At 60.2% G+C, this 12,678-nt stretch carries 15 protein-coding genes; 8 read left to right on the forward strand and 7 right to left on the reverse strand.

Annotated features, from left to right (window positions below):
- Positions 1 to 154 precede the first annotated feature (154 nt).
- The 3 genes from ACYVI2_RS26125 to pyrF all read left to right on the forward strand — a co-directional run bounded on the left by ACYVI2_RS26125 (position 155) and on the right by pyrF (position 2,885).
- Positions 155 to 550 (forward strand): diacylglycerol kinase, encoded by a 396-nt coding sequence (locus ACYVI2_RS26125; protein ID WP_415817357.1) that lies wholly within the window; start codon positions 155 to 157, stop codon positions 548 to 550.
- A gap of 134 nt (positions 551 to 684) precedes the next feature.
- Complete coding sequence (locus tag ACYVI2_RS26130) at positions 685 to 2,016, forward strand: NAD(P)/FAD-dependent oxidoreductase (RefSeq protein WP_415817356.1); 1,332 nt, start codon at positions 685 to 687, stop codon at positions 2,014 to 2,016.
- Positions 2,017 to 2,066: 50 nt separating this feature from the next.
- A complete protein-coding gene (gene pyrF, locus ACYVI2_RS26135) occupies positions 2,067 to 2,885 on the forward strand; it encodes an orotidine-5'-phosphate decarboxylase (protein ID WP_415817355.1) in 819 nt (272 codons plus the stop codon).
- Between the two features lie 78 nt (positions 2,886 to 2,963).
- Here pyrF and ACYVI2_RS26140 read toward each other — a convergent pair whose 3' ends face one another.
- The 6 genes from ACYVI2_RS26140 to ribBA all read right to left on the reverse strand — a co-directional run bounded on the left by ACYVI2_RS26140 (position 2,964) and on the right by ribBA (position 7,332).
- Positions 2,964 to 3,536 carry a CinA family protein gene (locus ACYVI2_RS26140; protein WP_415817353.1) on the reverse strand — a complete coding sequence of 191 codons (573 nt, stop codon included), beginning with the start codon at positions 3,534 to 3,536 and terminating at the stop codon, positions 2,964 to 2,966.
- On the reverse strand, positions 3,533 to 4,039 hold the full coding sequence (locus ACYVI2_RS26145; RefSeq protein WP_415817750.1) for a phosphatidylglycerophosphatase A family protein: 507 nt from the start codon (positions 4,037 to 4,039) through the stop codon (positions 3,533 to 3,535). The genes ACYVI2_RS26140 and ACYVI2_RS26145 overlap by 4 nt, the downstream gene beginning before the upstream one ends.
- A 39-nt stretch (positions 4,040 to 4,078) precedes the next feature.
- Positions 4,079 to 5,044 carry a thiamine-monophosphate kinase gene (gene thiL / locus ACYVI2_RS26150; RefSeq protein WP_460490372.1) on the reverse strand — a complete coding sequence of 322 codons (966 nt, stop codon included), beginning with the start codon at positions 5,042 to 5,044 and terminating at the stop codon, positions 4,079 to 4,081.
- 100 nt (positions 5,045 to 5,144) lie between these two features.
- Positions 5,145 to 5,651: a transcription antitermination factor NusB gene (gene nusB / locus ACYVI2_RS26155; protein WP_415817349.1), complete on the reverse strand. Its 507-nt coding sequence runs from the start codon at positions 5,649 to 5,651 to the stop codon at positions 5,145 to 5,147.
- A complete protein-coding gene (ribH, locus tag ACYVI2_RS26160; protein ID WP_415805451.1) occupies positions 5,638 to 6,147 on the reverse strand; it encodes a 6,7-dimethyl-8-ribityllumazine synthase in 510 nt (169 codons plus the stop codon). Before ribH ends, nusB begins: the two co-directional genes overlap by 14 nt.
- A 3-nt stretch (positions 6,148 to 6,150) precedes the next feature.
- Positions 6,151 to 7,332: a bifunctional 3,4-dihydroxy-2-butanone-4-phosphate synthase/GTP cyclohydrolase II gene (gene ribBA, locus ACYVI2_RS26165; RefSeq protein WP_415817347.1), complete on the reverse strand. Its 1,182-nt coding sequence runs from the start codon at positions 7,330 to 7,332 to the stop codon at positions 6,151 to 6,153.
- A 170-nt stretch (positions 7,333 to 7,502) separates the two neighbouring features.
- Here ribBA and ACYVI2_RS26170 point away from each other — a divergent pair, with 170 nt between their 5' ends.
- The 4 genes from ACYVI2_RS26170 (at position 7,503) to ACYVI2_RS26185 (ending at position 10,562) form a co-directional block, all read left to right on the forward strand.
- Positions 7,503 to 8,318: an HAD-IIB family hydrolase gene (locus ACYVI2_RS26170; RefSeq protein WP_415817345.1), complete on the forward strand. Its 816-nt coding sequence runs from the start codon at positions 7,503 to 7,505 to the stop codon at positions 8,316 to 8,318.
- On the forward strand, positions 8,315 to 9,118 hold the full coding sequence (locus ACYVI2_RS26175) for an IclR family transcriptional regulator (RefSeq protein WP_415817343.1): 804 nt from the start codon (positions 8,315 to 8,317) through the stop codon (positions 9,116 to 9,118). Before ACYVI2_RS26170 ends, ACYVI2_RS26175 begins: the two co-directional genes overlap by 4 nt.
- Positions 9,119 to 9,125: 7 nt before the next feature.
- Positions 9,126 to 10,034 (forward strand): AlkA N-terminal domain-containing protein, encoded by a 909-nt coding sequence (locus ACYVI2_RS26180; protein WP_415817341.1) that lies wholly within the window; start codon positions 9,126 to 9,128, stop codon positions 10,032 to 10,034.
- Between the two features lie 84 nt (positions 10,035 to 10,118).
- Entirely contained in the window at positions 10,119 to 10,562 is a 444-nt protein-coding gene (locus ACYVI2_RS26185; RefSeq protein WP_415817338.1) for a PA2169 family four-helix-bundle protein, read from the forward strand.
- Between the two features lie 174 nt (positions 10,563 to 10,736).
- Here ACYVI2_RS26185 and ACYVI2_RS26190 read toward each other — a convergent pair whose 3' ends face one another.
- On the reverse strand, positions 10,737 to 11,525 hold the full coding sequence (locus ACYVI2_RS26190; protein ID WP_415817336.1) for an AadA family aminoglycoside 3''-O-nucleotidyltransferase: 789 nt from the start codon (positions 11,523 to 11,525) through the stop codon (positions 10,737 to 10,739).
- A 270-nt stretch (positions 11,526 to 11,795) separates the two neighbouring features.
- Between ACYVI2_RS26190 and ACYVI2_RS26195 the strand changes: the two genes are divergently transcribed.
- On the forward strand, positions 11,796 to 12,647 hold the full coding sequence (locus ACYVI2_RS26195; RefSeq protein ID WP_415817334.1) for a transporter: 852 nt from the start codon (positions 11,796 to 11,798) through the stop codon (positions 12,645 to 12,647).
- The last annotated feature ends 31 nt before the right edge of the window (positions 12,648 to 12,678 follow it).

Consider the following 12,678-nt stretch of genomic DNA (forward strand, 5'->3'; position numbering starts at 1 on the left):
GGTAAAGTGGCCTGACCAATTTGTTCCGCATCTTGCGCCGATATGGATAAGCCTCACAATTAGGGTTTCCGCTAGGCGCGGATTGGCAATCCCCCTGACGCGCGCAACGCGAATCTGTTAAAAACGACGCGCCTCTCATCTACTTGCTGAATTCATGTCTCATACTCCGCACCCTTCGCCCTACAAAAGCACGGGCGGCCTGCGCCGCGTGCTGAACGCGCTGCGCTATTCGATGCAGGGCCTGCATGCCGCGTTCAAATACGAGGCGGCATTCCGTCAGGAACTGGCGTTAGCGATTCTGCTGATTCCAGCGGCATTTTTCCTGGGGCGCAGCACGGACGAGGTCTTTATTCTGATTGCCTCGGTCGTTCTGGTATTGGTGGTGGAACTGCTGAACTCTGCCGTCGAGGCGCTGGCCGATGCCTTGTCAGTCGAGACCCATCCGCTATTAGGGCGCGCCAAAGACCTCGGCAGCGCGGCAGTCATGCTCATGCTGTTGTTCACCATCGCCGTGTGGGTCGGCGTGGCAATCAGCCGATTTGTCATGTAGATGGGGACGAATGTATTTGCAACACTTTTTGCACTGCACAATACGTTTTCAATCAATAGCTTAGAGAACTTCTAGTCTTTTATAAGACCGAAATTTCGGCACGATTTCGAGCGGCACACTTTATACTGGCCGCTATGAATCAAGCACCCGCCAGGCCGGCATCAGGCCAACCTCATCATGTCATTATCGTCGGCGGTGGCGCCGGCGGCCTGGAGCTGGCCGCAAAGCTCGGCCGCAAACATGGCCCAAGACACGTCACCCTCGTCGACAGCCGGCCGATCCACATCTGGAAACCCTCGTTGCACGAGGCCGCCGCGGGAACGCTGGATATTTACCAAGAGGGCCTGTCATATCTGATGTTGGCCAACTTGTGCGGATTCACCTTCGCGCTGGGCGCGGTACAAGGCGTGGACCGCGAACGCCGCACCGTCAATGTGGCAGAGGTGCGGGATGCGCTGGGCGAAATCGTGTTGCCCGAGCGTGAACTACCCTACGACACGCTGGTGCTGGCGCTGGGCAGCGAATCGAACTTTTTCAATACCCCCGGCGCGGCAGAACATGCTGTGACGCTGGACTCGACCGAGAATGCCGAAGCCTTTCGGCTCACCATGCTCAAGGCCATGGTGCAGGTCGATCAGGCCAAGGTCAATGATCCGTCTGCCGAGTTGAATGTGGTGATCGTGGGTGGCGGCGCGACGGGCGTCGAACTGGCCGTCGAGCTGCGCGAGGCCGGCGGTATTGTGGCCGCCTATGGCTTGCCGAATTTCCGTGCGGATAGGGATCTGGTCATCACGCTGGTCGAAGGCGCCCCGCGCATTTTGTCGGCGCTGCCGGAAAAAATTTCCGATGCCGCCCTCAAACGTCTGACAGAGTTGGGCATCCGTGTAGAAACCAACTGCCGCGTGGCCGAGGTCACTCCCGATAGCATCAAGACCGCGGATGGTCGTGAGTTCGCAGCGGGCCTATGTATGTGGGCCGCCGGCATTCAAGGCCTGCCGTTGATGAAAACACTGGATTTACCGCTGAACCGGATCGGCCAGTTGATCCTCAATGGCCGCCTGGAGTCACCCGATCCCAATATTCTGGCGCTGGGCGATTGCTCCGCCGTGCCCATGGGCGAGGATGGCCGCACGGTGCCCGCCCGCGCGCAGGCCGCGCACCAGGAAGCCAGCTATTTGATGGACAAGCTCACTGCCCGTATCCGCAACACCGACGAGCCGACAAAGCCATACGTCTATCATGATCATGGTTCGCTGGTATCGCTGGGCCAGGATGCTGGCGTAGGCAGTTTGATGGGCAAACTGGCAGGACGTGGATTGTTTGTCAGCGGTACACTGGCGCGCCTGATGTACATGAGCCTGCACCTGATGCATCACCATGCGGTGCTGGGCATTTGGCGCACGGGGACGCTGGCGCTGGCACGCTTGTTGCTGCGCCGTACGCATCCGCGCGTCAAATTACACTGACGGCTCCTCTCTTTCTCCGGCATGACAGCTGAGATTTTTCGACGCGACTAATGACCTTTATTCAACAACTCGAACAAGCCTGGGCCACCGGCAACACTCTGCTGCAAGTCGGCCTCGACCCTGATCCTCAGCGCCTTCCGCGCGAACTCGACGGCAAGCCGGATGCGATTTTCCAGTTTTGCCGCGACATCGTCGACGCCACCGCGCCCTACGCGTGCAGCTTCAAGCCGCAGATTGCGTACTTTGCGGCGAATCACGCCGAGGACCAACTCGAGGCGTTGTGTGCCCATATCCGTGACAAACATCCCGGCTTGCCGATCGTATTGGACGCCAAACGCGGCGACATCGGCTCGACGGCCGAAAACTACGCGCGCGAGGCCTATGAGCGTTATGGCGCGCACGCGTTGACGGTGAGCCCGTATATGGGGCTGGACTCGATCGAGCCTTATCTGGCGTGGAAAGATCGCGGTGTGATCGTGTTGTGCCGCACCTCAAATCCTGGCGGGTCCGATCTGCAGTTTTTAAAGCTGGACAATGGCGAACCACTGTATCTGCATGTCGCCGGCCTGGTGGCGGACAAGTGGAATGCCGGCGGCCAATGCGGCTTGGTCGTGGGCGCGACGTTTCCGAATGAATTGGCGTCGGTGCGGCAACGCATCGGTGATGCGGTGCCTTTGTTAGTGCCGGGGATTGGAGCACAAGGCGGTGACATCCCGGCCACTGTCAACGCGGGCAGAAACGCGGCGGGAACCGGAATGATGATCAACTCGTCGCGGGCGATTTTGTACGCGAGCGGCGGCGATGATTGGCGTGATGCCGCAGCCAAGGCAGCGCGTGATCTGCGTGATGCGGTGAACGCGGTGCGTTGATGAATTGTTGCTCAGGGTCGCAGTATCGACATGGCTTGATATGCGACCCTATAGCCGGGACTTGATGTCCAGCCCGAGTCAGGGCCGGCTACGATTGACCGGCTCGCCAATCAATTCCAACAGCCCCCGCAGGGCATAGACCACCGAAGCCTGCCTGACCTGAGCCCGGTCGCCGGGGAATACCTCCGTCAGCGCACGCGATGTGATGCCATCGACACCTCGCATGGCAAAACCAAAGCACACCATGCCCACCGGTTTACCCGGCGTGGCACCGCCTGGCCCGGCGATGCCCGTGGTAGAGGCAGCGATGTGTGCGTTCGGCGTCGCCAGCAACACGCCATTGGCCATCTCCAGCGCGGTGGCTTCGCTGACCGCCCCATAACGATCGAGCGTATCGGGAGACACGCTGATTTCGGTGACTTTGGCGGCATTGCTATAGGTCACGAACCCGCGTTCGAACCATTCGCTGGAGCCCGCCACCGACGTGATCGCACCCGCCAACAAGCCGCCGGTGCAGGATTCCGCCGTGCCCATCAGCCAGCCGCGGCGCTGCAAAGCAGCGCCCAGGCGTTCGGCCAAGCCCAACGCCTGGGCATGAGAGAGCGAGGCAGGCGCCAGACCGGGCACGGGTTTGTGGGGGGTGGTACTCAAGCAAAGGCTCCCAAACGCACGACAATTGCCATGACGAGCAACGCATAGGCGGCCGCGACAATGTCGTCCCACATCACGCCAAAGCCGCCTTTGATCTTCGAATCAAAGTATTTGATCGGAGGCGGCTTGGCAATATCGAATAAACGGAACAAGCCAAAAGCGAGCAGTTGCGCATAAAAGGTGTCGGGCGTGAGCCACAAGACCAACCAGAACGCGACCATCTCGTCCCAGACGATACCGACGTGATCGCCGACTTGCAACTCGCGGCCGACACGATGGCAGGCCCAGCAGCCATAGAGAAATGCCAGGGCCAGGAATATACCCATGGCCAGATCCGAAGCCGCCCCTGCAGCAGCGGCCCAAATCAACCACGCTAACAGTGTGCCCCACGTACCCGATGCGGGACGCAATAAGCCACTGCCCAGACCAAAGGCAATCAGTCTGCCTGGATCGCTCATGACCCAACGCGCCGCGGGATAGGCTACCCGCGTGCGGTCGCGCATGGTCTTGGACGAAGAGTCGGAAGAAGCATCGAACATGATTCAAGACACCGGAAAATGATCAAAGCCGCGCGGCAATGCGGACAGAGGATGGCCGTCTGCGCCCAGCACCACTATACCGAGGGCCTGCGTGATATGGCCCACCCTCGTCACAGCAACGCCCACGCGGGCCGCAGCGCTGAGGACCTGTTCATGCTGGTCCGCAGCGGCCGTAAAACATAATTCGTACACATCGCCGCCACCCAGCACGGCTTGTGTCAAGACGGCCGGCGGCAAGCCATGCAACGCAGGCACCACCGGCATCGCATCGTAATGCAATTGTGCCCCCACGCGGCTTGCGGACAGGATGTGTCCCAAATCCTGTAATAGGCCGTCGGAAATATCGATCGCTGCGTGGGCTACGCCAACCAGGCCCTGCCCCAAGGCAACACGAGGCTCAGGCCATTCGAGCGCCCGGCGCGTCGCGGCTAACAAAGCGGCATCCTCAGGCCATTGACCATCCAGCAAGCGGTACGCGACATCTGCGGCGCCCAGCGCACCGGATACCCAGATTTCATCGCCCGCTTGCGCCGCATCGCGGCGCAAGGCGCGATCGGCGGCAACCGCGCCAAATATCGTCACGCTGATCGCCAGATCTTGCGGGCTGCGGGTCGTGTCGCCCCCGATCAACGGGCAGCCATGTGCATCAGCGAGCGCGTGGAATCCCTGCGCGAACGCCGCCAGCCAGGACTCGTTGGCCTGCGGCAAAGCCAATCCGAGAACACAACCGATAGGACGCGCACCCATTGCTGCCAAATCGGAAAGATTCACGGCCAGCGATTTGTGGCCGAGGGCTTGTGGATCAACATCGGGGAAAAAATGCCGGCCCTGGATCAACAAATCGGTGCTGGTCGCAACCTGCATCCCGGCAGGCACCGGAAACAACGCGCAGTCGTCGCCCACCCCAAGCAGGCCCGCAGGCGCGGGCCGCGTGAAGTAACGCGCAATCAGATCGAATTCAGACGACAAAGAGAAATGCCCCCCACGCTGCCTACGGGTTGCTACCCCCCCCCAAGGGGGTGTTTTGCTTTGGGGCGGCCGCAACCGCCGCCGGGTCAGCCTCCTGCGTTTAGCGGCGCTGAGCGGCTGCGGCCTGGACTTCGGTGGTGCGCACGTCGGCGGCGAGCTTATCGAGCACGCCGTTGACGAACTTGAAGCCATCAGTGCCGCCGAACGACTTGGCCAACTCAACGGCCTCGTTGATGGCGACCTTGTAGGGGACCTCGACGTGATGCACCAGCTCGTAGCTGCCGATCAGCAAAATACCGTGCTCGACCGGCGACAGCTCGTTCAGCGGACGGTCGATATACGGCGTAAAACGCTCGCGCAAGCTGGCCGCCTCGCGAAACACACCGTGCAGCAAGGTCTTGAACCACTGCGCGTCTGCCTCGGAAAAATCGTCAGCATCGCGCAGGTGCGCGTCGATCTCGCCGGCGTCCTGCGTGCCTTCGCCGCCACGCAGCAGCCACGCATACACGCCCTGCAAGGCGAACTCACGGGCGCGACGGCGGGCGCTGCGGGCGTTGGCGCGTGCCTGAGCAGCGCTATCCGCGGCGGTCGGTTTATTCGTTGTCAAAATCTTCTTCCTCGTCTTCGTCCTCGTCGTCCTCTTCGGGCTCCAGCGCCGCGACCAGGTTGGCCATTTCCACGGCGACCAGGGCGCAGTCGCGGCCCTTGCCGGCCGCGCGGGCCTGCGCCTGCTCGTCGGTGTCGACGGTCAGGACGCCATTGGCCACGGGGATGCCCGTTTCCAGGGAAATGCGGGAAATGGCGGTAGCCATTTCGTTGCTGACGACTTCAAAATGGTAGGTTTCGCCGCGAATGACCGCGCCCAGGGCGATCAATGCGTCGAACTCGAATGTCTCGGCCATGTGCGACAGCGCGACGCCCAGCTCGAGCGCACCAGGCACCGTCGCGACCATGACGTCGCGCTCGTCCACGCCCTGTTCAGCCAATTGCTGCAGGCAAGCGTCGAGTTCGGCCTGGCCGATTTCCTCGTTAAAGCGAGCGCGCACGATACCGATGTGCAGCCCTTCGCCATTCAGATCAGGGGTCAGGATGTAAGGATTCATTTGTCAGCCTTGTGAAGTGGCGGGGGTTGAAGGGTCGCAATCGTAACCCGTAACGGTCAGCGAAAAGCCGGCCATACTGGGCATTTTGCGCGGACGCGCCAGCAAACGCATCTGGCCGACGTTCAGATCACGCAGGATCTGAGCGCCAATACCGTAGGTGCGCAACCCATAGCGATCGCCGCCATCGGTGCTGGTTTGCTGGGCGTTACCGGCCCAACCCGCGATTTGTTGGAACAGGTGTTCGGTGGAGGATTGGCAATTCATCAGGACCACGACGCCGGCGGGCGTCTGGGCGATGGCTTGCAACGCGCGGCCCACGCCCCAGCTGTGGGGCGTATTGCCGGTATCCAGGGCATCGAGAATGGACGCGGGCTCGTGCACGCGCACCAGGGTTTCACGCTGCGGATCGATATCGCCGTGCACCAGGGCCAGATGGGCCGAGCCGCTGGCGGTATCCTGGTAGGCCACGGCGCGGAACTCGCCCCAGGCGGTCTGCATGGTGCGCTCGCCGACGCGCTTGACCACGGACTCGTGCTCGCTGCGGTATTGGATCAGATCGGCAATCGTGCCGATTTTCAGATCGTGCTGGCGAGCGAACTGAACCAGATCAGGCAGACGCGCCATCGTGCCATCGGGGTTGAGGATCTCGCAGATGACGGCAGCAGGCGTCAGGCCGGCCATGGCGGTCAGGTCGCAACCGGCCTCAGTATGGCCCGCGCGCACCAGTACGCCGCCGGGCACGGCACGCACCGGGAAAATGTGGCCCGGTTGCACCAGATCGGCGGGTTTGGCATCACGCGCCACAGCAACCTGAATGGTGCGGGCCCGGTCAGCAGCCGAAATCCCGGTTTCCACGCCGACGGCGGCCTCGATGGATTGGGTGAAATTCGTGCCGTATCGCGTGCCGTTGCGGCTGGCCATCAGGGGCAGCTCGAGCTGGCGGCAGCGCTCTTCGGTCAATGTCAGACAGACCAGTCCGCGGCCATAGGTGACCATGAAATTGATCGCCTCGGGCGTTACAAACTCGGCCGCCATGACCAGGTCACCCTCGTTTTCGCGGTCTTCTTCGTCGACCAGGATGACAATGCGGCCGGCGCGCAGCTCGGCGATGATCTCTGCGACAGACGCAATATCAAAGGATTCGGATGCGGTGTCAGGGGAAACGGAGGCAAGCGGGGCGGACATAACGTCAGAGAAACCGGCTGGGAAAAACGTGATTTTACCTGCCCTTGGGACCGCCGGGGGGCCAGCCCCAGTGACAAAGGCCGATCCCCGGATCCCGCCACGTGCCCGACTGCGTCTCCGAACGGTACACTGCCATCAGAAAAACTCATCAGAAACCAGACAAAACAGCCATGCAAGATCTAGCGTCCCTCCCCGCCCCCGTTGCCGCAGCGGTGCAGATCGTACTGACCGACATCGACGATACGCTGACCACCGAAGGCCGCCTGCCGGCCGAGGCCTATCACGCGCTGGAGCGCCTGGATGCCGCCGGGATTCAGGTCATCCCGATCACGGGCCGCCCCGCGGGCTGGTGCGACCATATTGCCCGGATGTGGCCGGTGCGCGCCGTGGTGGGCGAGAACGGGGCGTTTTATTACGCCTACGATCGCGGCGCACGGCGTATGAAAAGCCATTACTGGGCCGATGCACAAACCCGCGCAGTCAACCGCGAGCAGCTCAATGCGATTCGTGACCGGGTACTGCACGAGGTGCCGGGCACGGCGGTTGCCAGTGACCAGGATTACCGGGTGGCGGACTTGGCGATTGATTTTTGCGAAGACGTCCCTGCCCTGCCGGATGAGGCCATCAGCCGGATCGTGAGCATTTTTGAAGCAGCAGGCGCGCAAGCCAAGGTGAGCTCGATCCACGTCAATGGCTGGTTTGGGGACTACGACAAACTCAGCATGACGCGCACCCTGTTCGAACGCGAACTCGATCTGAATATTGATCAAGTACTGTCTGACTGCCTGTTTATCGGAGACTCGCCGAACGACGAGCCCATGTTCCAGTTCTTTCCGATTTCCGTAGGCGTTGCCAACATTCAGGCGCTGTTGCATAGGCTCACGCATCAGCCGGCATACGTGGCGTCACGTCACGGAGGCGGCGGATTCGTGGAAATGGCTGAACGCCTGCTGCAAGCTCGCGGCGAACAGGGGCAGCGAGCATGACGGCAGCGTCCAAGCCTAACGATGGGCGGCGGAGCATTCAATCTGTAGAGGTCGGCTTTCCCTTGCTGGCCGCGTTAGTGAATGCCGGCAAGCCTCTGACGTTACGCGACCTGGCTGCAGCGGCAGGCATGACGTCAGCGAAAGCCCATCCATATTTAGTCAGTTTCACTCGCGTCGGCCTGGTGCAGCAGGATGGGATTACCGGGCAATATGAATTGGGGCCTTTTGCGCTGCAGATGGGGTTGGTCAGTTTGCAGCGCTTGGATCCGGTGCGTGTTGCCCTGCCCGAGATTGCGGAATTGCAATCGAGTATCGGTCACACGCTGGGTATTGCCGTGCTGGGCTCGCACGGTCCCACGATGATCCATATGACCGAGGCCAGTTATCCGGTGCATGTGAACATGCGCAAGGGCACGGTCATGTCCATGCTGCACACGGCAACGGGATTGGTGTTCGCCGCATGGCTGCCGCCCAAAGTCGCCGAGCACTATATCCAGCGTGAAGCAGGCGACACCGCTGTCATCGCAGGCCAGCAACCGCCTCGGAAAGTCAGCTATGCCGATGTAGAGGCACGCTTGGCAGATATCCGCGTACATGGGATGGCGCGCGCGATTGGCAATCCGTTGCCGGGTGTGGATGCGTTGTCGGTACCGGTGTTTGATAACACGGGCAATGTGACGTTGGCGCTGACGAGCTTGGGGCCGTCGGGATTATTCGATGTGGCGTGGGATGGCGCCATTGCAAAGCCGTTGCTGGCTTGTGCAAGCGAGATTTCGCGGAAACTGGGATATCGGAAATAGGCAGCGCATGAGGCGAAACCAGAATGCCGCCGACCAGCCCCCCCTGGCGCTGGACTATCGTCCACCCTATCAATGGAGCGCCATACTGGCGTTTCTGGCTACGCGTGCCATTCCTGGCATAGAGCTCATCGAGTCGAATACCTATGCACGCGCTGTAGCGCTGACGGGACTCGACGGAAAAATGCACTCGGGATGGATACGCGTGAACCATCTGCCGCAAAAACAGGCGCTCAATGTAGAGGCCTCGGTATCGCTGCGGCCCGTTCTGCCGCAAGTGTTAGCGCGTGTTCGCCATCTCTTTGACCTGGATTGCGATCCCGTGGCCGTCGACGAGGGGCTGCGTGTGATGAACGACTTGGCGCCGGGGCTGCAGGTGCTGGGAACGCGATTGCCCGGCTGTTTCGATTCCTTTGAAATGGCGGTGCGGGCGGTGCTGGGGCAGCAAATCACTGTGGGCGCAGCGCGCACGTTGGCGACTCGTGTGGTGAACCAGTACGGCACGCCGGTGCAGACGGGCATTGCAGGCTTGTCCCATGCGTTTCCTGCGCCCGAACGCATGCTGTCCCTGGACGGAGACATCGAGAGCCATCTCGGTCCGCTCGGCATCATCCGCACCCGCGCCAGAACGATTCTCGCGCTCGCGCGGGCGCTGGCCGAGAACGAGATCGACTTTGGCGCTGGCGCACAGCCCGAACAAGAGATCGAGAAACTGTTGGCACTGCCCGGCATCGGGCCGTGGACGGCGCAATACATTGCGATGCGCGCGATGGCGTGGCCCGACGCATTTTTGCCGACTGACTATGGTGTGAAAAAAGCACTGACGCCGCGTACGCCGAAGCAGATCGTCGAGCTCGCAAACGGATGGCGCCCGTGGCGTAGCTACGCCACGGTCAATCTGTGGAATTCTCTGCACTGAAACGGATCAGGCACACTACTTGCTGAGCCATGACGGCAAGTGGGGCGTTTCGCCCTGGGTGTGTTAACCGTTATGGAGAAAAGCATGGCTGATCACGTCGTCAAGGTATTGAACAACCTTATTGAAACTTCCAAGAACGGCGAAAAAGGCTTTACTGCCGCCGCCGAGGACACCAAGAATCCCGAACTGCAAACGCTATTCAGGGACCGTGCGCGCGATTGCGCGGCTGGCGCTGCCGAGCTGCAAACCGTCGTCGTTCAACTGGGCGGCAAGCCCGAAGACAGCGGCACGGTGGCCGGTGCCATGCATCGCGGGTGGACGAACCTGAAAGCCGCCGTCACCGGCCGCAGCGACCTCTCCATCCTCGAGGAATGCGAACGCGGCGAAGATGTTGCAAAGTCTCAGTACAACGATGCGTTGAAAGAAGCGCTGCCAGAAGAAATCCGCGCCCTCGTTGAGCGTCAGTATCAGGGCGTGCTGCGCAACCACGATCAGATCCGTGATCTGCGCAATCGCTACAAAACCTGAAGCCGTTTCATACGCGCCCGGCTGGTGCCGGGCGTCTTTTGTTTCAGCGCGACATCGGCGCGGATGATCGGCACTGTGAATTCCTATAGCGTACAAATGTCAGGCAGCATTGTTGTAGCTGTCCGATGTCGCAACAAGGCAATTCGAAATACCGGTACTGCCAGTACCACTCAGCTATCGCAATTTCGCCATCACGCTAGATCTGATGTAGTTCAGCAATTCTGCCCGCTCTCGGGGATAGGCGGCGAGATTATCCGTGCCCAATCCGAGGTATGCATCTCGTGCAGCCATGACGATTTGATGGTGCCCGGTTGGCAGACGCTGAAGGGCCCAGTCAGCCGCAGCATCCTTGGAGGCAATATCTCCCGTCATAGCCGTGTACCAGATACGCACCAAGGCCAGAACGATATTTCTTTCATCGCCTTCCCAGTCTGCCTCCGTATTCCAGAGAGCCAAAGTGTCCAATAGCGAGCGTTGCACATCGCTGAGAGGAACGTCGTCGAAAAACGCTTGGGCTGGCGGGCCGTACAAGGGCACACTATGCCGCCGCACCTTGGTCAACAAGATGGCCAGATCGTGATCCATCATCGCCGGCTCAATAACACCCGCCTTGATATCGTCATGTAACCACTCACCGAATTGCATTTGCCGTTTCGCCGGGTATCGCCACGGCTTCACATCTGCCTGAGCCAGTACGGTCACCTCTAGCGCTCGAAGTGCCGCATCGGTACACGGGAAAGCCGACACCGATAACAGATCGGTCATCAGGGCAACTCTGGTTGAGTCCTCCAACGCAGCGCTCACCGTAATCAGCAGGTCGATATCGCTGGATGGTTTTAAGCCACCATCCACGGCAGAGCCAAACAAGTGAATCGCCAGAATATTTTCGCCCAGGTGTTTCTCTAAAATTGACAGCGTAGCTGATACTTGGTCTGCGATTAATTCTGGAGATGTAGCACTCATAGTGAGAATCGCGTCCTTTATTTCGAATGACTGGTGGCGGCCTCATGCCGCTCACCAATGAAGCACTCACGAAATACTACCGGATTGTGTCCTTCAGCCCCTTTGGACAAAACGCAAAGGACCATCTTTGACTGACCGCCGTCACCGTTTATTTCAACTAATGCTCCGCCCATTCGGTTTACGCCATATCGCAAATCCGATAGAGTTAGCAACATTATGCGAAAGTTTCGTTGAATTCCAGCCTGCTTGCGGGCCGGCTTAGGAGTTGTCATGTCTTCCGCAAGAAAGCCCCATCTCTCACGACCGGGTAACTGTATTTCGCAAAGCGCAGGAACGCATTTAGCACTTGCGGCGTTCTTAACGCTCAACGCGTGGACCGCAAATGCCGCGGACAGCCAGGAGCTCGCGAAACAGCTCAGCAATCCCGTTGCCGCGCTGATCAGCGTCCCGTTCCAATACAACTACGATCGTGGCATCGGGCCAAACGGTAATGGCCATCGCAACACATTGAATATTCAACCGGTGATTCCGATCACGCTGAATGACGATTGGAACCTGATTTCGCGCACGATCCTGCCGGTGACGTGGCAAAGCGATGTTGCCGGCGATGGCTCGAGCCAAAGCGGACTTGGCGATACCGTTCAAAGCTTCTTTTTTTCTCCAGCCAAACCGACAGCCGCTGGCACCATTTGGGGCCTGGGCCCTGCCCTGCTGCTTCCGACCGCGACCGACAGTCTGTTGGGCGGCAAAAAATGGGGCGCAGGCCCCACAGGCGTGGTACTGCAACAGAGCGGCCCATGGACGTATGGCGGCCTCGCGAATCACATCTGGTCGTACGCGGGTCAATCCTCCCGTCCCGGTGTTTCATCCACCTTTCTCCAACCGTTCCTGGCTTACACCACACCGGACGCGATCACGTACGCGCTGAATACCGAATCCACCTACGACTGGAAGCAGTCCGAATGGTCGGTGCCCATCAATTTCCAAGTATCAAAAGTGACCAAGATCGGCGATCAACCCATCAGTTTTCAAGTGGGCTTGCGCTACTGGGCAGAATCACCTGAAAACGGGCCCAGAGGCTGGGGCGGCCGATTCACCGTCACACTGCTATTTCCCAAGTAAATCCCGTCAGCGCAACCTTAAGAGGCATCAC

The organism is Bordetella tumbae, assembly GCF_054780995.1.